The organism is Arthrobacter sp. TMN-49 (genome assembly GCF_054511095.1).
In genome coordinates, this window is record NZ_JBTNDH010000027.1 from 1 (window position 1) to 22,241 (window position 22,241).

Below are 22,241 nucleotides of genomic sequence, written 5' to 3' on the forward strand. Positions count from 1 at the left end.
GTCTCCCTTCCTAAAACACCAAGACGCGGGGCCCTCACTTCCAAAAGAGAACCCACCACCCCGCCGTCGTACTTACTCAAAAACGCTATCGCAGCAATGGCTGGATTTCTCGGAACGCTATCTCAAGTGGTGCGATAGCGTTCCGAAAAAACTGACCATTGCTGCGATAGCGTCTGTGTGGGGGTTAGGCCGTTGCGTTGCGGGCACCCAACTCGGCATCCAGGCGGAGCAGGCCGTTGCCGTCGGCGCCGATGAGGCGGACTCGGCCAATGATCTCGCCCACCGAGGCTTCTTCCTCCAACTGCTCCTCGATGAACCAGTTCAGCATCGGGATCGAATCAATGTCGCCTTCCTGCTGGGCCAGGCGGTACAGGTTGCGAATGGATTCGGACACCTTCTCCTCGTGAGCCAGTGACGCCTCAAAAGCCTCAAGCACCGAGTTGATGGTGACGTTCGGGGCCGTGAGTGTGCCAATCTTGGGCGCTGCGTTCCTGTCGGTCATGTGGTCGGTGAACTTCTGGGCGTGAACCAGTTCCTCTGCCGACTGAGCCAGGAACCAGCCGGAAATTCCGGGGAGGTCCTGGACATCCATTTCGATGGCCAATTGGCGGTAGACCACTGAAGCTTGAATCTCCAGCGTAATTTGAGCGTTGATGGCGTCTGCGAGTTTTCCTTTAAGTTCCATACCCCCACGCTAGGACTATTTCGAATCTGGCGCGCAGTAATTGAGGCTTACCTCATGTGCACACAGAGTCACCACATGGACTCGATGGGGAGCAAACGGGCGCACTCGGGTAGGTTAGAAGGGATAGAAATCGAAAGCATTTGCGCAGATAACCGCTGAATATTTTTGTAGGAGACGCCTCAACCCATGGCAAAAATCATCTATACCCTCACCGACGAAGCGCCCATGTTGGCCACGTACTCACTCCTGCCCATTGTTGAGGCCTTCGCCTCGACGGCAGGTGTTGACATTGAAACTCGCGACATCTCATTGTCCGGCCGTATCATCTCTGTTTTCGGCGATTACCTCGCAGCAGACCAGCGCGGCGCTGACGCCCTTGCCGAATTGGGTGCACTGGCCAAGAGCCCGGACGCCAACATCATCAAGTTGCCCAACATCAGCGCCTCCATCCCGCAGCTCAAGGCTGCAGTGGCCGAACTTCAGGGCCAGGGCTTCGCACTGCCGGACTACCCGGACGATCCCTCCACGGATGAGGAAAAGGACGTTCGCGCCCGCTACGACAAGATCAAGGGCAGCGCCGTGAACCCGGTACTGCGTGAAGGTAACTCCGACCGCCGTGCGCCCCTGTCGGTCAAGAACTACGCCCGGGCCAACCCGCACAGCATGGGTGCTTGGTCCGCTGACTCCAAGACCAACGTGGCCACCATGAGCGACGGCGACTTCCGTCACAACGAGAAGTCGGTGGTCATCGCAGCCGATGACAAGATCAAGATTCAGTTCGTCGCCGCCGACGGTACCGTCACGCTCCTCAAGGACGCCTTCCCGGTCCTGGCCGATGAGGTTGTTGACGGCACGGTGATGCGTGCGGCAGCACTCGATGAGTTCCTGGCAGCCCAGGTCGCCCGCGCCAAGGATGAGGGCGTGTTGCTCTCGGCCCACCTCAAGGCCACCATGATGAAGGTCTCCGACCCCATCATCTTCGGTCACGTGGTCAAGGTGTACTTCCCGGAATTGTTCGCCAACTACGGCGAAGCGCTGGCGGCTGCCGGCCTGAGCCCGGCCAACGGCCTGGCCTCCATCATCGACGGTTTGGGCGCACTGCCCGCCGACGTGCGTGCCGGCGTCGAAGCAGCCATCAAGAAGGGCTACGAAGACGGCCCGGCCCTGGCCATGGTTGACTCCGACAAGGGCATCACCAACCTCCACGTCCCCTCCGACGTGATTGTTGACGCCTCCATGCCGGCCATGATCCGCACCTCCGGGCACATGTGGGGCCCGGACGGCGCAGAAGCAGACACGCTGGCCGTGCTGCCGGACAGCAGCTACGCCGGCGTTTACCAGGTCACCATTGATGACTGCCGGGTCAACGGCGCCTTCGACCCCACCACCATGGGTACTGTCCCCAACGTGGGCCTCATGGCGCAGGCCGCCGAAGAATACGGTAGCCACGACAAGACCTTTGAACTTGCCGAGGCCGGCACCGTGCAGATCGTCAACTCCGCCGGCACCGTGCTGATCCAGCACGACGTCGCCCCGGGCGACATCTGGCGTGCCTGCCAGGTCAAGGACCTCCCCGTCCGTGACTGGGTGAAGCTGGCCGTCACCCGCGCCCGCGCCTCCAACACCCCTGCCGTGTTCTGGCTGGACGCCTCACGCGCGCACGACGCCAACTTGATCGTCAAGGTCAACGAGTACTTGAAGGACCACGACACCGACGGTCTGGACATTCAGATCATGTCCCCGGAAAATGCCACGGACTTCACCCTTGGGCGCATCCGTCGCGGCGAAGACACCATCTCCGTCACCGGCAACGTCCTGCGTGACTACCTGACGGACCTGTTCCCGATTCTGGAACTGGGCACCAGCGCCAAGATGCTCTCGATCGTTCCGCTGATCGCTGGCGGCGGCTTGTTCGAGACAGGTGCCGGCGGCTCCGCCCCTAAGCACATGCAGCAACTGGTCAAGGAAAACCACTTGCGCTGGGACTCCCTGGGTGAGTTCTTGGCGCTGGCCGTGAGCTTCGAACACCTTGCAGTGAACGAGGGCAACACCCGCGCCCAGATTTTGGCTGACACCTTGGACCGGGCTACGGGTACTTTCCTGTTGGAAAACAAGTCCCCGAAGCGCAGCGTTGGCGAGATCGACAACCGTGGCAGCCACTTCCACCTGGCCAAGTTCTGGGCCAAGGAACTGGCAGCCCAGACGAAGGACGCCCAGCTCGCTGACGCCTTCGCCGCCGTGGCCAAGACACTGACCGAGAACGAGGACGTCATCATTGGCGAACTCGCAGCCGTTCAGGGCACACCGGCCGATCTGGGCGGCTACTTCCACCCGGATGCCGCCAAGGTCGCAGCCATCATGCGCCCGTCGGCAACACTGAACGACGCCGTCGCCAGCCTGGCCTAGTCCCACCCGCTAGCCCGCACGAAAAGCCCGCCTCCCACCGGAGGCGGGCTTTTTCTTGCCCCGTGGCCTGTCCAGCGGCCGGGGTACGGTTCTAGGCTGGAGTCATGCAGCACGAAGAGATGCCGGCTGTCGTTCCAAACGGCGAGGATGATGCACCCCAGACCCCGGCGGCCGACGCGCGGGGCCACCGCACATTCATGCACGTGCTGGTCAATACGGCCGTTGCCAACATCGCCACCAGCTTCCTGTGGTGGGCCCTGACGTTTTGGGTCTATTTGGAGACACGCTCTGTGCTGGCCACGGGCCTCATTGGCGGCGCGTACATGCTGCTCGTTGCGTTCTTTGGCCTGTTCTTCGGTGTCCTCGTGGACAGGTATCGCAAACGTGCCATCATGGTCGGTTCAACCCTGTGCACGCTTGGTTTCTTCACGATCGCCGGGCTGATGTTTCTGGTGCTGCCCGAGCCGGAGCTGCTCAGGCTCTCCGGACAGTGGTTTTGGATCTTTGCCCTGGTGGTGCTCATCGGCGCGGTGATAGAACAGCTGCGCAGCATTGCCCTGTCCACGACTGTGACCTTACTGGTGCCGGCGGGGCGGCGGGCCAACGCCAACGGCCTGGTGGGCGCCGTGCAGGGAATCGGGTTTTTGATCACCAGCGTGTTTAGTGGCCTGGCCATTGGCATGCTGGGCATGGGTGCCACCATTGTCATTGCCTTGGTAGCCTGCGCTGCCGTGCTGGTGCATTTGCTGACACTCTCGGTGCCCGAACCCCGGGTGGTCCGGGACGAGGAACGCGAGGGTTTCGCCGAATTGCGGGCAGGCGTCGCGGCCGTTCGTGCCACGCAGGGCCTGTTCGCGCTGATCCTGTTCACCACCTTCAACAACCTGACCGGCGGGGTGTTTATGGCGCTCATGGACCCGTACGGGCTCACGCTCTTCCCCGTGGAAGTCTGGGGTGTTGTCCTCGGGGTGACAGGCACGGGACTCATCATGGGCGGCGGGCTTGTCGCCAAGTTCGGGCTTGGGCGGAACCCCATCCGCACCATGCTCATCCTGGTGGCCTGCACGGGGGTGGTGGGGGGCCTGTTTACCGTTCGTGAGTCGTGGTGGCTGTGTGCTGTGGGCATCTGGCTCTTCCTGATGCTCATGCCCGCCGTTGAGGCCGCCGAGCAGACAGTGATCCAGCGCGTGGTTCCCTTCAAAACCCAGGGCAGGGTCTTCGGCTTCGCCATGACGTTCGAGGCGGCGGCCGCGCCCGTCACAGCCTTCATGATTGCCCCCTTGGCCGAGTTTTGGATCATCCCCTACATGGATTCCGTGCCCGGGCAGCAGCGGTGGGGCTGGCTGCTCGGGCAGGGCGAGGCCAGGGGTATTGCCCTGGTCTTTCTCATCTCGGGCCTCGTCTCCCTGATGCTGGCGTTGGGGGCGCTGTGCACTCGCTCCTACCGCAGGCTTTCACGCGCCTACGCCGCGGCGAATGACCCGGCGGATGACCCGGCGCAGGACAACCCCGCGGCGGACAAGCTGGCGGCAGACAGTCCGACGGCGGACCACCCGGCCGGCGCGTCGACGTCGTCGATCCCGGGATACCTTCGGGACAATCCGTAGGGGAAAAACGGCAGCGCCCAAGGAACCTGAAGGCGCGGACTTCGTGTCGGTGCGGGCCGCCGTCGTGCCTCAACAACATCCGTTATCAGATCTTTACGCGCAAAGTGTGTCGGACTTCACATCCTGAAGGGTAGTGTCAAGTCTCGTGAAGCCAATGGCCACGCAGGACGACGACGTCGTGCGGGTCTGGATGCTAACTATGGAAGGCGATTTTATGAACCGCAAGAAAGTAATGACTGCCCTCGCCACAGCGGCAACCCTGACACTGCTGATGACGTCCTGTGCCAATCAGGCAGCCACCCCCGGGGCCACCAGCGCTGCCGCAGGAGGTGGCCTGAACCTGGATATTCCGGTTCTGACATCGATTGAAACACCCCCGGACGCTGTACTCCCGGCAGGTGACGGCAAGGCAAAATGCCCGTCCTCAACCACGCTGGCTTACATTGGTGCAGAAACCGGTGCCAACGCCCAGCTCGGCATCAACATCTTCAACGGCATTCAGCTGGCCATCAACCAGCACAACGAGGCCAACGCCGACTGCCAGGTGGCGTTCAAGAAGTTTGATACTGAAGGTGACCCCACCAAGGCCACAGGCCCTGTCACCCAGGCCACCAAGGAAGAGAACATCATTGGTGTGGTCGGTTTGCCGTTCTCGGGCGAATCCAAGGCCACAGGCAACATCTTCGAGCAGCAGAAGTTGGTCCACATCACCCCGTCGGCCACGAACCCGGCCCTGGTTGACAACGGCTGGAGCACCTTCTTCCGTGGCCTGGGCAACGACGCTGTGCAGGGTCCGGCAGCGGCCAAGTTCATGACCGAAAAGCTCGGCGCCAAGAAGGTGTACGTGGTCCAGGATGACTCCGACTATGGCATCGGTTTGGGCACCACCACCACCACCGGTTTGGGTAGTGCCATGGTGGGCTCGGACAAGGTGACAACAGGGCAGAAGGACTTCTCGGCCACCATTTCCAAGATCATCAACGCCAAGGCTGATGCGGTGTTCTACTCCGGCTACTTCGCCGAAGGTGCACCGTTCAACCAGCAGCTGGTGGCCAAGGGCTTCAAGGGCGCATTTGTTGGCCCCGATGGTGTCAAGGATGACCAGTTCATAAAGCAGGCCGGTGACGCGTCGGCGAACGCCTTCTTCACCTGCCCGTGTATCCCCGGTGAATTGATCCCCACCTTCGCCGAAGCTTACAAGGCATTGGCGAACGCGGAGCCCGGTACGTACTCCATTGAAGGTTATGACGCCGCGACGGTTCTGCTGGCCGGCATCGACAAGGGCAACCAGGACCGTGCCAAGCTCCTGGAATGGGTCAACACCTATGACGCACCCGGTCTGAGCAAGCACTACAAGTGGGACGACAAGGGCGAACTGCAAGCCCCGGCCGTGTACGGCTACCGGGTCAAGGATGGCAAGATCGTTCCGATCGGCGCCATCGGCGAGTAGCAACACCTCATGAATGCTGTGGAGTGTGCAGGCAGGCGCTCCACAGCATTCATTTGGGTATAGCCCCAACCATCCGCTCAATGAGGCAGTTTCGGGTCAACGACGATCCGAGACTGACTGGAACTGGACCTACTTATGCTCTCAACAGTTCTCACAGCTGTTCCCGCGGACAGCGACTGGATTAACTTCGACGTCGGTGCGCTCGTCCAGAATTTCTGGAGCGCCACCTTTGACGGCCTGACCTTCGGTGCCATTTATGCACTGGTGGCATTGGGCTACACACTTGTTTACGGCGTATTGAACCTGATCAACTTTGCCCACTCCGAAGTTTTCATCATGGGCTGCTACGCAGTCTTCTTCACCCTGAGTTTCCTAGGATTTGGCCCGTCGGCACCGAACCTGAGTTTCGGCGCGATTCTAATTAACATCATCCTGGCCCTGATAGCGGCCATTGTGGCGTCGGCGGTGACGGCGTTCCTGGTGGAACGGCTGGCCTACAGGCCATTGCGGAAACGCAACGCCCCCCGACTGGTCTACTTGATCACCGCCATTGGTGCCTCCTTCGTGATCCAGTACCTGATCTTCTTGTGGCGCGGCCCGCTGCCGGAGCCGGCACTGACAATGTTCATCCCCACACCCATCTTTGAGGTGTTCGGCACCATCATTGACTCACAGCAAATCATCATTGTGGTGGCGGCAGTCATCATGATGGTCATTGTTGACCAGTTCATCCGGCGCTCCCGGACAGGGCGCGGCATTCGCGCCGTGGCCCAGGACCCGGACACGGCAACGCTGATGGGTGTGAACAAGGAAAAGATCATTGTCACCACCTTCATCATCGGCGGCATTCTGGCCGGTGCTGCTGCACTGTTTTACGTCATGAAGATTCCCTCCGGCGTCCAGTACAACGGCGGTTTCATTCTCGGCATCAAGGCCTTCGCCGCAGCAGTTCTTGGCGGCATCGGCAACGTCCGCGGCGCACTCTTGGGCGGGCTGTTGTTGGGCTTGATTGGTAACTACGGCCAGATCCTCCTCGGCAGCTCGCAATGGACAGACGTTGTGGCCTTCGTGGTTCTGGTTCTGGTGCTGCTGATTCGTCCCCAAGGAATCTTGGGCACCTCCCTGGGAAGGAGCAAGGCATGAGCACGACAGATGGACCAACACCCCTGCCCGGGGCGAAGGCCAGCCAGGCAGCGGCCAACCGGCAGGCAGAGGAAAAGAATCCCAGCATCAGCGCCGACGCCGCGCACAAGACCGGCTGGTTTGGCCGGTGGAGCGACAAGTGGCAGGCCATGCCCCGCCAGAAGCAGTGGCTGTACTTGATTGTCATTGTGGTGGTGGCGTACCTGCTGCCCATTTTGAACCCACCCGTCCTCTCCACCGAACCCGGCAACGACTTCCCACTGGCCCTGTTTTCCATGGCCGTCTATGCACTGGTTGCCGTGGGCCTGAACATTGTCATTGGCTATGCGGGGCTCCTGGATTTGGGCTACATTGCCTTCTTCGCCGTCGGTTCCTACACGGCAGCCATGCTGACCAGCCCCGATTCGCCGTTCTTCAAGGTGCCCTACCTGTGGACCATCCCCCTGGCTATTGTGGTGGCCATGTGCATCGGCGTCATCCTGGGCATCCCCACCTTGCGCCTGCGCGGGGACTACTTGGCCATTGTGACGCTCGGTTTTGGTGAGATCATCCGCATTCTGGCCACCCTCATCCCGGCCATGAAGGGCCAGGTGGGTTTCCAGAATGTTGGCCGCCCGCCCGGCATGGGTGAGGACGGGATACCCGTTTTTGCCAACTCCAACGGCACCCCCTGGTACTGGCTGACCCTGACCATTTTGATCATTGTCCTGCTCCTGGCCGGCAACCTGGAGCGGAGCCGCGTGGGCCGTTCATGGATTGCCATCCGTGAGGACGAGGACGCCGCCGAAACCATGGGCGTGCCCACTTTCAAGTACAAGGTATGGGCGTTCGCGCTCGGTGCCGGTGTGGGCGGCATGTCCGGTGCACTGTTTGCCGGTCAGGTGGGCTTCGTCAACAATCAAAAGTTCGACATCGTCACCTCCATCCTGTTCGTCGCCGCCGTCGTCCTTGGTGGCGTGGGCAACAAGGTCGGTGCCGTGTTTGGTGGGGCCCTGGTGGCTTACATCCCGCTACGTTTCACGGCCATTGCGGAGTACAAGTACCTGATCTTTGGCCTGGCCCTGATGCTGATCATGATCTACCGCTCCAAGGGCTTGTTCCCCGCACGGAACAGGCTGCTGGCCTACGGGCAGGAAGCTTATGCCCGGGTGCGAAACGCTCCGCCGAAAAAGCCAACCGTTGCCACCGAAAAGGAGGTCTAGCCTTGGGTGCACATAGTGAAGGCATTCCGGTTCCTGAATCAGCCGGCGGCGAATCACCCATTGAAGTCATCGAGCCGATGGCTGTCACAGAAGCCGTGGCCGAGGCTGCCGCGCCGGAGCGTGAAATTGACGTTGCGGTGGGCGATGACTTGGTTGAGGTGAAAAACTTGACGGTCAAATTTGGTGGTCTGGTTGCCTTGGACAACGTCAGCTTCACCATCAAGCGTGGCGAAATTTTGGGGCTCATTGGTCCCAACGGTGCCGGTAAAACGACCTGTTTCAATGCGATGACGGGTGTGTACAAGCCAACCAGCGGGCAGGTTCTGCTGGAGGGCAGCGTGCTCAACGGCATGAAGCAGCACAAGATTACCCGTGCCGGCCTGGCCAGGACGTTCCAGAACATCCGCCTTTTTGGTGAGATGACGGCGTTGGAGAATGTTGTGGTGGGCCTAGACGCCCGGCACAAAACATCCGTTGTGGGCGCGTTGCTGCGCCTGCCCCGCCACCAGAATGAAGAAAAAACGGCCATTGAGCGTGGCATGGCATTGCTGGAATTTGTGGGTATCGCCGAGCACGCCGGCTCGCTGGCCAGGAACCTGTCCTACGGCAGCCAGCGGAGGCTGGAAATTGCCCGCGCGCTGGCCACGGACCCAAAGTTGCTGTGTCTTGATGAACCGGCGGCCGGATTCAACCCGGCCGAGAAGGAAGACCTCATGGCGCTCATCCGGGCCATCCGCAACGACGGCTACACGGTGTTGTTGATTGAGCACGACATGAAACTGGTCATGGGCGTCACAGACCGAATAGTGGTTCTGGAGTTCGGCAAGAAGATCGCCGACGACGTGCCATCCGTAATTAGGGAAGACCCGAAGGTCGTTTCCGCCTACCTAGGGGAGCCCGACGATGACTTTGCTTGAGCTGAAAGACGTCTCCGTCCATTATGGCCGGATTCAGGCGATCCACAACATGTCCTTCACTGTGGAAGAAGGCGAGATTGTCTCCCTTATTGGGGCAAACGGTGCAGGCAAAACCACCACCATGCGCACCATCTCCGGAATTTTGAACCCCTCCAACGGGTCCATCACGTTCATGGGGGAGGACATCACCAAGATGAAGGCGCACGTGCGGGTGGTGCAGGGAATTTCTCAGGCACCTGAAGGACGCGGCATCTTCCCGGCCATGACTGTGCTGGAAAATCTTGACATGGGCACGTTTGGCCGCAAGGACAGGACAGGTGTCAGCGACGATCTGGAGCGCGTGTTCACCTTGTTCCCGCGCTTGAAGGAACGCGAAAAGCAGTTTGGTGGCACCATGAGCGGCGGTGAGCAGCAGATGCTCGCCATTGGCCGTGCCTTGATGTCCCGGCCCAAGCTGCTGCTGTTGGATGAACCGTCCATGGGGCTGGCCCCACAGTTCATCCGGCAGATCTTCAAGATCATCACCGAGATCAACAGCCAGGGCACCACAGTGCTGTTGGTGGAACAAAACGCCAACCAGGCCCTGGCCCGGGCGCACCGGGCGTTCGTGTTGGAGACCGGGGAGATCACGCACAGTGGGACGGGCAAGGAGCTATTGGCCAACCCGGCCATCAAGGAGGCCTACCTGGGCGTCGGCTAACCACCGGCCCCCGCAACTGACCCGCAGAAAACGCCGAAAAACGTCGAGAAATCGACTTTTTTCGGCGTTTTCTGCGGGTCAGTTGCTTAAGCGGGCTAGAGGTCCGTGCGGGTGTCGTTGGCGTAACTGACACCCATCTGGCGGCGGGCGTCGTCGAACAGTTCCATGATGGCCAGCGAATCAGCCAGCGGCATGGTGGTGCTCTCCAGCAGCCCGCCCTGGATGCAGCGGGTTACTTCACGCAATTGGTAGGTGTAGCCGCTGCCGGGGTAGTCAAACATTTCCGTGCGCTCGGAGTCCCACCCCACGCTGATCCGCAGGCCCTTGGGGTTGTTGACGGAGCCGACGGTCTCGATGCAACCCTCGGTGCCGGACACGGTGGCCACGCGCGGCCCCTGCGATGAAAGGTAGCTGATCAGCTGGGCCTGGGCGCCGTTGTCGTAGCTGAGCGTCAAGGTGTTCTGCGCGTCCACACCCAACGCCGTCAGCTCCGCGGTGGCGGCAACGGCGGCCGGCTTGCCCAGCGTCCCCCAGGCCCACAGGAGCGGGTAGACGCTGATGTCCAGGAGCGCGCCGCCGCCGTCCGCGGGCGCCCAGATACGGGCGGAATCATCCAGGGGGGCGGGGAAGCCAAGGTCGGCGCGCACCCACTTGACCTGGCCGATTTCGCCGGATTCAACAATTTCCAAAGCACGCTGGAAGCCTGGGACAAAGCGGGCCCAGACAGCCTCCATCAGGAACAGCTTCTTGGCGCGTGCCAGCGCGATCAAGGACCGCGACTCGGCCGCTGTGATGGTGAGGGCTTTCTCGCACAACACATGCTTGCCGGCCTCCAGGGCAGCCTTGACGATGTCGTAGTGCTGGGCGTGCGGGGTGGCCACATACACCACGTCAACGGCCGGGTCCGCAACCAGCTGACGGTAGCCGGGGCCGCTGCTGCCGTCAAAATAGTGGGAGGCGAAGCCAAACGTTGCGGCGAACGCTGCGGCGCTTTTCTCGCTGCGCGAGCTGACAGCCTGCAGGACAGCATCCTCCAGGAGTGCCAGATCCGCCGTGACGGTGTTGGCAATATTTCCGGTGGCAACAACACCCCACCGCAGGGGCGTGCCGGTCGCTGCGAGGGTTTCCGGGTTGAACGTGCTGTACCAATCGGGCTTGCCGACAAAACGTGAGCTGGTCATGGGCCAATTCTGCCAGCAACGCCGCCGCGGTGAGCGAACATGACAAAGGCCCCGTCCGGCGTCGTCACGATGGACGACGCCGGGCGGGGCCTTGGGCGGTGCTGCTGCCGTGGTGCCTGGTTACTTGGTCAGCGGGCCAAGAACCTTGTCCTTGGCGAACTGCTCGGCGGCGTTGGCCTTGGTGACGATCTGGGGAACCAGCAGGAACGCCGGAACAACCTTCACGCCGTTGTTGTAGGAGGTGGGGTCGTTGATCTCAGGCTTCTTGCCAGCCTGGAGATCCTTGACCATCTGGATGGCGTGCTCAACAAGTGCCGTGGTGTCCTTGTTGATGGTGGAGTACTGTACCCCGGCCATGATGGACTTCACGGACTCAACTTCTGCATCCTGGCCGGTCACCGTGGGGGTGGCCTTGCCGGCAGCCTTGACCGAGGTCAGGATGGCACGAGCCAGGGTGTCGTTCGGGGACAGAACACCGTCCAGCTCGGCGCTGCTGTAGCTTCCAACGAGGAGGGAGTCCATGCGCTTCTGCGCGTTTTCGGCCTTCCAGTCTTGCGTGACGGCCTGTTCAAACGACTTCTGACCTGAGGCAACAACTACCGTGCCGTCGTCGATCTTGGGCTGGAGAACCTTCATGGCGCCGTTGAAGAAGACCTTGGCGTTGGCGTCATCGGGGGAGCCGGCAAAGAGCTCGATGTTGTAGGGTCCGCTTGGCTTCTTGGCCTTCATGCCGTCCAGCAGGGCCTGGCCTTGAAGCTCACCAACCTTGAAGTTGTCGTAGGCCGCGTAGTAGTCCACGTCGGCGGTGTTCAGCAGCAGGCGGTCGTAGGCGATGACGGTTGCTCCGGCATCCTTGGCCTGCTTGAGCTGGGTGCCCAGCTGGGCGCCGTCGAGGGCCCCGACGATGATGACCTTGGCGCCCTTGGTGACCATGGCACTGATTTGGTTTTGCTGCTCGGAAACGCCGCCGTTGGCGAACTGAACATCGGCCTTGAAGCCGGCACCGGTCAGATTGTCATTGAACAGCTGCTCTGCAAGCACCCAGTTTTCACTGGTCTTCTTCGGGAGAGCCACACCAATGAGCGAATCGGCGGCGAAACCTGCAGTGGCGCCCTCCGATGCGGACGGCGTCTCAGCGCGGCCACAACCGGCAAGGGCCATGGACGATACGGCCAGTACGACGGCCATCGACTTGAGAGTCTTGTTGAATTTCAACATGGTGGTTCGCTTTCTGTTGGATAACTTGTGAAGTGGTGCGGAGGTGAAGAAACTTCTTAAGGTTCGAGCTTGACGGTGTCCTTGAGTGGTTTGGCCACTTCCAGATCTGGGTTGTCCCGCCCGCCGAGTTTCTTCGTCATGAAGCCAATGAAGGACGGCTTGCCCTGGCTCTTGTTGTAAACATCGAAGACGACGGCGGCCAGCAGGACCAGGCCCTTGATGATCTGGGTCCAGTCAGACCCGACGCCCAACAGCTGCAGGCCGCTGCTGAGTACAGCCATGACCAGGCCACCAATCATGGAACCCACCACGGTGCCCACACCGCCGGTGACTGCTGCTCCACCAATGAAGACGGCAGCGATGGCATCCAGCTCCCAGCCAACGCCGTCGGCAGGACCGGAAGCGTTGGAACGGGCCACGAAGATCATCCCGGCCAGTGCGGCAAGGATGGCCATGTTCATGATGACCAGGAAATCGATGCGCTTGCTCTTGACGCCGGAGAGTGCTGCGGCGTGCCTGTTGCCACCCACTGCATAGACGTGACGGCCAATGGTGGTGCGGGAGCTGATGAAGCCGTAGACCAACACCAAAACTCCCAGGATGATGCCGGGCATCGGGAAGGAGGTTCCGGGGCGTCCGGTGGCGAAGAGGTAGGTGACGTAGAGGATGACGGCACAGAGGACAACGAGCTTCACAATGGTGACCCACAGGGGTTTGACGCCGGCGCCCAGCGTCAACGCTTTCCTGCGACCGCGCAGCTCGCCCCAGATGATCGCAGCAACGGCCAAGAAGCCGATCAGCAGGGTGAGGTTGTTATAGCCGGTGTCCGGGCCGATCTCCGGCAGGTAACCGGCGCCGATGAACTGGAAATCCTCGGGCACCGGGACGGTCAGGGACTTGCCGAAGAATTGATTGGCACCGCGGAAAATCAGCATGCCCGCCAGCGTGACAATGAAGGCCGGAATGCCCACATAGGCCACGAAGAAACCTTGCCAGGCGCCAATGAGAGCGCCCAGCACCAGGCCGACCACGATGCCCAGGTACCACGGCAGGCCCCAGTCACGCATTGAAAGTGCGACGACGATCCCCACGAAGGCGGCGACGGAACCGACCGAGAGGTCAATATGGCCGGCGATGATGACCAGCACCATGCCGACGGCCAGAATCAAGATGTAGGAGTAACCGTTCATCAAGTTAATGACATTGTCCGGGGTCAGCAACAGCCCACCCGAGCGCCATTGGAAGAAGATGACCAAGGCTATCAGGGCAAAAATCATGCCGAACTGGCGGGTGTTTCCGCCGAAGAGTTGTTTGATGGCGTTCATGGGGGTGTCCTTTTTCTTCCTTTGAGCTAGGCAGTCTTGGCGGCAGCGGTCATGCGTTTCATCAACGATTCCTGGCTTGCCTCGTTTTTGTTCAGGACGCCGGTGACGGCGCCCTCAAAAATGGTGTAGATCCGGTCGGAAATGCCCAGCAGCTCTGGCAGCTCCGAGGAAATGACAATCACGCCCTTGCCCTGGTTCGCGAGAGCCTGGATGATCCCGTAGATCTCATATTTGGCACCGACGTCTATGCCACGGGTGGGCTCGTCAAGGATGAGCAGGTCCGGGTCGGTGAACATCCATTTGGCCAGCACAACTTTTTGCTGGTTTCCGCCGGAGAGTTTTGACACGCCCTCGTCCACGCTCGGTGCCTTCGTGCGCAACTGCCGGCGATAATCTTCGGCCACCGAATATTCCTTGTCACGATCAACCACCATGCGCTTGGAGATGGCATCGAGGTTGGCGGAGACGGTGGTGGTCTTGATGTCGTCCAGGAGGTTCAGGCCCAGCGTCTTACGGTCCTCGGTGACATAGCCAATGCCGTGCTTGATGGCCTGTGGGACGTTTCGGAGTGTGATCTCCTTGCCGTCCTTGAAGATCTGCCCGGAAATGTAGTTGCCATAGGAACGGCCGAAGATGGAGCGTGCGAGTTCCGTGCGTCCTGCGCCCATCAAGCCGGCAATGCCGACGATCTCGCCGCGCCGGACGTTGAGGCTGGAGTTCTTGCACACCAGCCGGTCCGCGATCTGGGGGTGCGCCACCGTCCAGTTTTTGACCTCGAAGAAAACCTCGCCGATCGACGGCGTGTGGTCGGGGAACCGGGATTCCAGGGTCCTGCCCACCATGCCCTTGATGATGCGGTCCTCGTCCACCCCGTCTGCCTTGACATCAAGGGTCTCGATTGCTTTGCCATCCCTGATGATGGTGATGGAATCGGAGACCTGCTCAATCTCGTTGAGCTTGTGGGAAATCATGATGCAGCTGATGCCCTTGCTCTTCAGGCCCCGGATCAGGTCCAACAGGTGCTGGGAGTCGGATTCATTCAGGGCCGCTGTGGGTTCATCGAGGATGAGCAGTTTGACCGACTTGTTCAGTGCCTTGGCAATTTCCACGAGCTGCTGCTTGCCGACTCCGATTTCCTTAACCGGGGTGTCTGGATTCTCGCTCAGTCCAACGCGTGCCATCAGTTCCAGAGTCCGCATGCGGGCCTCGGTCCAGTTGATGACACCAAACTTGGTGGGTTCATTGCCCAGGAAGATGTTCTCGGTGATGGACAGCTCGGGGATCAGCGCGAGTTCCTGATGGATGATGACGATTCCGGCGTTTTCGCTGGCTCGGATGTCCTTGAACTCACAGACCTCATTTTGGAACACGATGTCGCCCTCGTAGCTGCCAAAGGGGTAAACGCCCGAGAGGACTTTCATGAGAGTTGACTTGCCTGCGCCGTTCTCGCCACAAATGGAGTGGATCTCGCTGGCATGAACGGAGAGGGAGACTTCCGCAAGCGCCTTGACGCCGGGGAATTCCTTCGTAATGGATCGCATCTCGAGAATGACTGGGCTCACGGACACCATAGTGCTAACGCCTTCCACAACTGACTTCTTTGTCTGTACCCCGCTAGTGGAGAATCCAGCTGGCAGGGCCCTTACTTTTCCGCGGTGCAAAACCTGGTTCGCGGCATACCGGCAATAAAAGGTACTGAAGAAAAGTAAACTAGCTCACACTCTTGTGGTCAAGTCTTTAACGCTACGAGATGGTAACGGTTTAAGAAATAAGCGGAGTCTGCTCGTTCTGGAAGACCAGCGCGGCAGCGCCCAGCGCCTCGGCCCGTGAGGTCAGCTGGGACATGACGATCACAATGCTGTCCCCAATGACGGGCACGGCGTGACGGAGCAATCCCCGACGGATCGGGGCCAGCAGCAGTTCGCCCAGTTCCGTCAGGGGCCCGCCAATGACAATGACGTCCGGACTGATCAGATTCGCCACGTTGGCCAGGGCGCGGCCAATGGCCATGCCGGCATCCTCGATGACGCGCAAGGTTGCCGGATCGCCGGCCGCAGCCTGGCTGAGAATGGTGGCCGTGGAAATCAGCTGGTCTTGACCCCGGCTGAGCAGTTCCACCATGGTGGCGGTGGAGGCCACAGTTTCCAGGCACCCCCTGTTGCCGCAGCGGCAGATGATGCCGTGCTCGTCGATGGTGACGTGGCCAATTTCCCCCGTCACACCGAAGCTGCCGTGGAAGAGTGAGCCGTTGAGAACCAGCCCCGCTCCGATGCCACTGCCAATTTTGATGAACATCAGATTCGGGACGCCGCCTTGTTCTCCCCAAGTGAGCTGCGCCAGGGCCCCCAAGTTGGCGTCGTTGTCAACGAAGACGGGAATCTTGAGGGCTTTTTCCAGCTGGTGGTGGAGGTTGATGCCGACCCATTCGGGCAGGATGGACCCCTTGATCACCTTGCCATTGCGGCTGTCGATGGGTCCGGGAATGCCTGCGCCGGCACCGATGAGCTGCGAGCGGGAGATGCCTGCCTCGGCCAGCAGTTTCTCCAGCAGGCGGGCGGCCGTTTGAATGCCTTCCGCGGCCTGGTGGCCGCGCGGCAGGGGCGCTTCCTCTTCAGCCACCACGCGATACCCGGTGTTGGCCAGCACCACCCGGACGTGCGTACGGCCAAAATCGATGCCGGCAGCAACGGCTCCGTCTCCGTTGTAGCGCACGGACAGGGCCCTCCTGCCGGAGCTGGTCACCGGTGTGAGCGAGACGAGGTCTGCTGCTGCCATGCTCTTGACGATATTGGAGACCGTCGCGGTGGAAAGCCCGGTTCTGCGGGCCAGGTCCGCTTGCGTTGCGGGCCCGCCCTTAAGTAGCTGCTCGGTGAGGCGTTGTTGATTGCGGCGACGAAGCGCGGATTGTGAGCCGGGATTGCGGGCCCGGCTGGATGTCGTGTTGGTGGTGCTATCGTCGTCAGCCATACAAAGAACAGTGCACCAAGAACAACTTACAGTCAAGAAGTTAACTCAATAGTTATAGCTACGTTCAATCTGTGAACTATCTGCCGGGGCGTCGCGGCATTCTTGTGGGGCAGTCCGCCGGGCGCAGCCCGGTCCGGCTAGCCGTGGAGCTGCCGGTGCTTGCCAGCCAGGGCCACATAGCGTGTGGCGTTCTCACGCACCTGATCACGCTCTTCGGCAGTAAGTTCGCGCCGGACCTTGGCCGGCACCCCGGCCACGAGTGAACCCGGCGGGATGATGGCGCCCTCCAGAACCACAGCACCACCTGCCACCAGGGAGCCGGTGCCAACGACGGCGCCGTTCATGATGATGGCCCCCATGCCAATCAGGCAGTTGTCTTCCACCGTGCAGCCGTGGACAATCGCGCCGTGTCCGACGCTGACGCCGTCGCCCAGGGTGGTGGGGAAGCCTGGATCTGCATGGAGCACCACATTGTCCTGCAGGTTGGTGCCGGCACCAATGGTGATGGTGTTGGTGTCGGCACGCACCACCACGCCGTAAAAAGCGCTGGAGTCAGCGCCCAGGGTGGCCCGGCCAATCAGTACTGCTGTGGGCGCCACGAACGCGCTTTCATGCACCGAAGGGGTAAAGCTCTCAAAAGTGATCAATTGCTTCATGGTGTATCCGTTCCTCAAGGGCGGGCAGGCTGTTGCCAACACGCGCGCATTTGCGCTCTCTTGGCCGATGCTACCCAATAGCGGGTGGCTGCAACGGGCAAATCGTCCCAGGAGCGCCGTTCCATGGTGAGATTAGTCCCACACTCCCCGCCAGGGCGCCGCTACTGTGGAAGCCAAGGAATGAACCGTGGATGCGATCAAGGAGCAAAGATGTTGTTGGCGTTGTTGCAGGCTAATGCCGTACCGCTGGACATGGCGAGAAACCTGGCCGCTATTGAGGCAGCGGCCCGGGATGCTGCCGGCGCCGGCGCGGATCTCCTGCTGACGCCCGAGCTGTTCGCGCCCGGCTACGACCCCGCACGCATTCACGCCGAATTTGACCGCGACCAGCTCGGCCATCTTCGCAGGGAGCTTGCCGGGATTGCCAGGACCCATGGCATTGCGCTGGTCTACAGCCTCCCGCGACTGGACGGCCACCGCCTGAACATCAGTGCCACGCTGGTTGACGCTTCCGGCGCCGAGCTGCTGGACTACGGAAAAGTGCATCTCTTTGGCGACGCCGAGCGGAAGGCCTTCATCGGCGCAACGGAAGCTCCCGGCGTCGTGCAGTTCAAGGGCATGGTCGTCTCGATAGTGATTTGTTACGACGTCGAATTCCCTGAGACCGTTCGCGCGGCAGCACTGCGCGGCGCCGACGTGGTGTTGGTGCCCACAGCCCTAGCGCATGGATTCGAGGAGGTCCCGCAGGTCCTGGTGCGGGCCCGGGCCCTGGAAAATCATGTGGCGCTCGCCTACGCGAACCACTGCGGGGTGGAATCCTCCGTGACCTTTGGTGGCGGGAGCGTCATTATCGGGGCCGACGGCGGATTCTTGGCCACCGCGGGGCCCGACGCCACGCTGCTCTACGCACAGCTCGACGCCGATACGATCCGGGCGAGCCGCAAGGACGTCCCCTACCTGGCCGAGCGCCGCCCCGAGCTGTACGCGCGGTGGGCGCGCGAGTCCTAGGTTTTCGCCGAGTCAGACGGATCCCCGCCGAGTCAGACGTCGAGATGCCGCGTCCTGGAGGTGTTCGGTCTGACTCGGCGCGCGAGGTTAGGGTGCCGGTGGTGAATACTGCAGGGCTATCCACAGGTCCGCGCGGGTCTGGGCGTCGTTGAGGTCGCGGTCCAGCAGTTCAGCCACGACGCCGATCTGGCGGCGGACGCTGTTGCGGTGCAGCCCCAGCGCCTTGGCCGTGGCATCCCAGTTGCCGTTTTGGGCCAGCCAGCCGCGCAGCACCGCCAGAAGCGCATCCTGGCGTTCGGGCTCCAACAACGGTGCCAACAACTGTCCGGCAAGCATGGTCCCGGCTTCCCGGCCCAACAGTCCAGTCACGGACCACGTCACCGAATCCACCCGCAGCGTCTCCGCGGTGGCGCGTGCCCGGGCGCGCAAGGCACCCACCCGCTGGTAGGCCGCGGGCAGGTTGTTCAGTTCCACGGGGTCGCCAATGACCAGCCGCCAGCCGAGCCGCTCAGCCTCCGCCACGGCTGCGTCGTCGACCTTCAGGCGGGTCACGGCGGCAAAACCGTACTCCGTGATCTCCACGAGCTTGGTGTCGAAGATGCGCCGCCACTGCAACAGCTCCCGCACCGGGGAGTCGGAGTTGCGCCACTGCGGCGCGTCAACGTTGACACCCTGGACAACGCGCATGGGTGCCGACCGGGTTGAGCCAAGACTTTGCGCCAACAGGTCCTTCGCAGCCGCGACCGCCCGTGCCGTGCCCGTCGTAAGGGTCTCCGGGTGCAGCAGTAGCGCGGTGGCCAGCTGGCTCGGCGCGAGCGAACCACTCGTGCGCTGCCGGGAGAGCAGCTCCAGCAAGCCAACGGCGGAGGAGACAATGTTGTTGTAGGCCGGCGACAAGCGATCGGGCGAACCAATCACCAAGGCGCCAAGGTTAACGTCCCGGGTGCTGCGCAGGGGGTGCCCCAGCACAAACTCCGAACCCGGGGACGGGTAGCTGTCCAGTTCCACCCGCGGCCCCGAACCCGAGAAGAGCCGCTGCAGCAGCGGCCCCAGGGTTACGACGTCGGCCGGGTTGCTGCCGGCGCGAGCCCGCACCTTCCCGTCGGCCCCCACCAGGACAGCCCAGCAGGGCACGCGCTGCACCAACGTGGCCAGCGCCTCCTGATCCGGGCGGGGTGAGAGCACCGAGCGCATCAGCATCCGGTTGGTCTCGGCCAGCTCGCGGAACACCTTGGCCGAATCGGACTCCAACAGTTGCGCGAACTGCAGCCCGATGGCGGCAAACGGCACTGTTGGCGGCACCTCCACCAGTGTCAGCCCGTGGCGCCGGCATGACGCAGCCAGGGCGGGCGGCACCTCATCGTGGTACGGGGTCAGCCCGAACCCAAGAGCGCAGACCTTGGCGGCCGCCAGTCGCGCAACGTAGGCTTCGATCGCATCCGCCGTCCCGCCCTCGCCCAGCAGGGGAAGACCGGCGGTCAGGACAAACTCGCCGTCCATCAGGTACGGGCTGGGATCCGCCAGCTCGCTCGGCTCCACCCAGCGCAGGCGTGCCTGAAGATCGGCACCATGCAAAATGGTCAGCTCATCCGGCAGCTCCGCCAGAAATTGGGCCAAGGTGACGGAGCGGAACCGGGATTCGACCTCCTCATTGGACAAGGGCAGGGCCCGCTGGCCCCTGGTATCAGTGGCCATGGGTGTACGCCCGCTGCAGCGCCGGCGCAATGCGGTTGATGATCTCCTCGCCGTGGGCGCCGCCGTGGGCGCCGCCGTGGGCGCCGCCGCGGCTCAGTCCGCTGTCGAGCTTCAGGTGGAGCCACGCTAGAATGGGCGATGCTATGCCATGACGGCGCAGGGCCAGGGTCCCGGCGAACGGGGCGGTCCCCAACCAGTCGGCGACGGCGGACCGTGCCGTTTCCAGCGGGCCGTGGCCGGAGGCATTTCCCTTGACGACTGCCATGAAACGCGGCGCGCTGGTGTGGCCGCGCACGATGTGCACATGGTGTTCCACGGCACCGAGGTCCGCGCTGACAGTGCACGTGGTGACCTCCGGCAGCCCAGGAACTGTTGGTGCATTTTGTCTCATGGACATAGCGTACAGGACGTTTTGCACTACAAAGAGATGCGCGTCACAGGATTAGTGTTGAGGAACTTGCACAGCACTGCCTGCACCCGCAGGACAACACAGAATTGGATTTAGAGAATGTCACTACGTGATCAGCTCGGCCCGCAGTCAGCGTCGACTGTAACCGCCGGGGGTCCGCGACGCAGCGGACCCGCCGTTGGCTTGGGCCGGCAACTGCTGCGCCGCAAGCCCCTGGGGCAGATGCTCCATGAGGCCCAGAACGGCTCCGGCGGGCGCAAGCTGGTCCGCAGCTTTGGCGTCTTCCAGCTGACCATGATCAGCGTGGGCGCCACACTGGGCACCGGCATCTTGGTGATCCTTGGCGATTCCGTGCCGCTGGCCGGGCCAGCCGTCTTCATCGCCTTCCTGATTGCCGGCATCGCCGCACTGTTGTCCGCCGTGTCGTACGCGGAAATGGCGGGCATGGTGCCGGCGGCAGGCTCCAGCTACTCCTACACCTACGTCACGCTGGGTGAGGGCATGGCCTGGATTTGTGGCTGGTGCCTCGTGCTCGAATACGCCGTCTCGGTGGCCGCCGTGTCCGTTGGGGCCGGCCAGTACATCAACGAATCCTTGGCCGCCTTTGGCTGGGCGCTGCCGGACTCCATCTCGCAGCCGCCCGGAGCCGGTGGTTTGCTGAACCTGCCAGCCATGGCCATTGTGTTGCTGTCCATGGTTTTGCTGATTCGCGGTGCCAAGGAAAGTGCCTGGGTCAACACGGCCATTGTGATCGTCAAGATCGCGATCCTGCTGTTCTTCTGCGCCATTGCTTTCAGCGCCTTCACCATAGGTAACTTGAGCCCGCTCATGCCCATGGGTGCCGCCGGTGTCTCCGCCGCAGCGTCCCGGGTGTTCTTCTCCTATATAGGGTTCGACGCCGCTTCCACCGCCGGCGAGGAGGCCAAAAACCCGCAGCGCGACCTGCCCCGGGCCATCATGCTGTCAATGGTCATCGTGACCACCCTGTACGTCCTGGTGGCTGTGGCCGCCGTCGGTGCCCGCGAATGGACCTGGTTCGACGGAACCCAGGCCGCCCTGGTCCAGATCCTGCTGGAAGTCACACACCAGCCCTGGATTGCCCTGGTATTCTCCGTGGGCGCCGTCCTGGCCATCGCCAGCATTGTCCTGACGGTGCTGTACGGCCAGACACGCATCCTGATGGCCATGTCCCGCGACGGACTGGTGCCTGAGATTTTTGGGCGGATCTCCAAAAAACGCGGCACCCCGGTGGCAGGCACCTTGATTGTGGGCATCGTGGTGGCAGTGACCGCCGGGCTGGTCCCGCTCGGTGCCCTGGCCGACGCCACCAGCATCGGCACCCTGTTTGCCTTTGCCCTGGTCAACGTTGCGGTGATCTACCTGCGCCGCAACCGCCCCGAGCTCAAGCGCAGTTACAAGGTGGCCTTCTACCCCGTCACCCCCATCTTGGGTGCGCTCATGTGCGTCTACCTGATGGTCAACCTTGGCGGCCACACCTGGGTGGTGTTCCTGGTCTGGATGATGGTCGGGTTGCTGGCTTACTTTGGCTATGGTCGCCGCCACTCCCGTGTGGCCGCCCTGACCGAGGACGAATACCAGGAACTCTCCACCGGCAGCTTTGAGCCGGCCGACGCTCCCGCTGATGACACCACTACCGTGAAGGCACAGTAGC

General features: G+C 62.0%; 18 protein-coding genes. 9 read left to right on the forward strand and 9 right to left on the reverse strand.

What is annotated here, in order from left to right; genetic code table 11:
• Positions 1-184: 184 nt before the first annotated feature.
• Positions 185-685: a ferritin gene (locus ACX80E_RS12745; RefSeq protein WP_459302361.1), complete on the reverse strand. Its 501-nt coding sequence runs from the start codon at positions 683-685 to the stop codon at positions 185-187.
• A 186-nt stretch (positions 686-871) separates the two neighbouring features.
• On the opposite strand from ACX80E_RS12745, the gene ACX80E_RS12750 reads away from it, so the two are divergent.
• The 7 genes from ACX80E_RS12750 to ACX80E_RS12780 all read left to right on the forward strand — a co-directional run bounded on the left by ACX80E_RS12750 (position 872) and on the right by ACX80E_RS12780 (position 10,110).
• Positions 872-3,091: an NADP-dependent isocitrate dehydrogenase gene (locus ACX80E_RS12750; RefSeq protein WP_459302362.1), complete on the forward strand. Its 2,220-nt coding sequence runs from the start codon at positions 872-874 to the stop codon at positions 3,089-3,091.
• Between the two features lie 104 nt (positions 3,092-3,195).
• Complete coding sequence (locus tag ACX80E_RS12755) at positions 3,196-4,698, forward strand: MFS transporter (RefSeq protein ID WP_459302363.1); 1,503 nt, start codon at positions 3,196-3,198, stop codon at positions 4,696-4,698.
• Between the two features lie 214 nt (positions 4,699-4,912).
• Entirely contained in the window at positions 4,913-6,148 is a 1,236-nt protein-coding gene (locus ACX80E_RS12760; RefSeq protein WP_459302364.1) for a branched-chain amino acid ABC transporter substrate-binding protein, read from the forward strand.
• Between the two features lie 135 nt (positions 6,149-6,283).
• Positions 6,284-7,291: a branched-chain amino acid ABC transporter permease gene (locus tag ACX80E_RS12765; RefSeq protein ID WP_459302365.1), complete on the forward strand. Its 1,008-nt coding sequence runs from the start codon at positions 6,284-6,286 to the stop codon at positions 7,289-7,291.
• Complete coding sequence (locus ACX80E_RS12770) at positions 7,288-8,493, forward strand: branched-chain amino acid ABC transporter permease (RefSeq protein WP_459302366.1); 1,206 nt, start codon at positions 7,288-7,290, stop codon at positions 8,491-8,493. The genes ACX80E_RS12765 and ACX80E_RS12770 overlap by 4 nt, the downstream gene beginning before the upstream one ends.
• Positions 8,494-8,570: 77 nt before the next feature.
• The gene (locus ACX80E_RS12775) at positions 8,571-9,410 is read left to right on the forward strand and encodes an ABC transporter ATP-binding protein (RefSeq protein ID WP_459302400.1); all 840 of its coding nucleotides are present in this window, start codon (positions 8,571-8,573) and stop codon (positions 9,408-9,410) included.
• Positions 9,397-10,110, forward strand: a complete 714-nt coding sequence (locus ACX80E_RS12780) for an ABC transporter ATP-binding protein (protein WP_459302367.1) — start codon at positions 9,397-9,399, stop codon at positions 10,108-10,110. The genes ACX80E_RS12775 and ACX80E_RS12780 overlap by 14 nt, the downstream gene beginning before the upstream one ends.
• A gap of 95 nt (positions 10,111-10,205) precedes the next feature.
• Here ACX80E_RS12780 and ACX80E_RS12785 read toward each other — a convergent pair whose 3' ends face one another.
• The 6 genes from ACX80E_RS12785 to ACX80E_RS12810 all read right to left on the reverse strand — a co-directional run bounded on the left by ACX80E_RS12785 (position 10,206) and on the right by ACX80E_RS12810 (position 17,457).
• Positions 10,206-11,291, reverse strand: a complete 1,086-nt coding sequence (locus ACX80E_RS12785; RefSeq protein WP_459302368.1) for a Gfo/Idh/MocA family protein — start codon at positions 11,289-11,291, stop codon at positions 10,206-10,208.
• A 120-nt stretch (positions 11,292-11,411) separates the two neighbouring features.
• A complete protein-coding gene (locus ACX80E_RS12790; RefSeq protein WP_459302369.1) occupies positions 11,412-12,509 on the reverse strand; it encodes a substrate-binding domain-containing protein in 1,098 nt (365 codons plus the stop codon).
• A 56-nt stretch (positions 12,510-12,565) separates the two neighbouring features.
• Positions 12,566-13,834 (reverse strand): multiple monosaccharide ABC transporter permease, encoded by a 1,269-nt coding sequence (gene mmsB / locus ACX80E_RS12795; protein ID WP_459302370.1) that lies wholly within the window; start codon positions 13,832-13,834, stop codon positions 12,566-12,568.
• A gap of 26 nt (positions 13,835-13,860) precedes the next feature.
• On the reverse strand, positions 13,861-15,375 hold the full coding sequence (gene mmsA / locus ACX80E_RS12800) for a multiple monosaccharide ABC transporter ATP-binding protein (RefSeq protein ID WP_459302401.1): 1,515 nt from the start codon (positions 15,373-15,375) through the stop codon (positions 13,861-13,863).
• Positions 15,376-15,595: 220 nt separating this feature from the next.
• Positions 15,596-16,801 (reverse strand): ROK family transcriptional regulator, encoded by a 1,206-nt coding sequence (locus ACX80E_RS12805; RefSeq protein ID WP_459302371.1) that lies wholly within the window; start codon positions 16,799-16,801, stop codon positions 15,596-15,598.
• A gap of 137 nt (positions 16,802-16,938) precedes the next feature.
• The gene (locus ACX80E_RS12810) at positions 16,939-17,457 is read right to left on the reverse strand and encodes a gamma carbonic anhydrase family protein (protein ID WP_459302372.1); all 519 of its coding nucleotides are present in this window, start codon (positions 17,455-17,457) and stop codon (positions 16,939-16,941) included.
• 210 nt (positions 17,458-17,667) lie between these two features.
• Here ACX80E_RS12810 and ACX80E_RS12815 point away from each other — a divergent pair, with 210 nt between their 5' ends.
• Positions 17,668-18,465, forward strand: a complete 798-nt coding sequence (locus ACX80E_RS12815; protein ID WP_459302373.1) for a nitrilase-related carbon-nitrogen hydrolase — start codon at positions 17,668-17,670, stop codon at positions 18,463-18,465.
• 87 nt (positions 18,466-18,552) lie between these two features.
• On the opposite strand, the gene ACX80E_RS12820 is transcribed toward ACX80E_RS12815, so the two are convergent.
• Both ACX80E_RS12820 and ACX80E_RS12825 read right to left on the reverse strand, forming a co-directional pair.
• The gene (locus ACX80E_RS12820) at positions 18,553-20,160 is read right to left on the reverse strand and encodes a PucR family transcriptional regulator (protein ID WP_459302374.1); all 1,608 of its coding nucleotides are present in this window, start codon (positions 20,158-20,160) and stop codon (positions 18,553-18,555) included.
• On the reverse strand, positions 20,150-20,551 hold the full coding sequence (locus ACX80E_RS12825) for an alanine racemase (RefSeq protein WP_459302375.1): 402 nt from the start codon (positions 20,549-20,551) through the stop codon (positions 20,150-20,152). The genes ACX80E_RS12820 and ACX80E_RS12825 overlap by 11 nt, the downstream gene beginning before the upstream one ends.
• 240 nt (positions 20,552-20,791) lie before the next feature.
• On the opposite strand from ACX80E_RS12825, the gene ACX80E_RS12830 reads away from it, so the two are divergent.
• Positions 20,792-22,240 (forward strand): amino acid permease, encoded by a 1,449-nt coding sequence (locus ACX80E_RS12830; protein ID WP_459302402.1) that lies wholly within the window; start codon positions 20,792-20,794, stop codon positions 22,238-22,240.
• The last annotated feature ends 1 nt before the right edge of the window (position 22,241 follow it).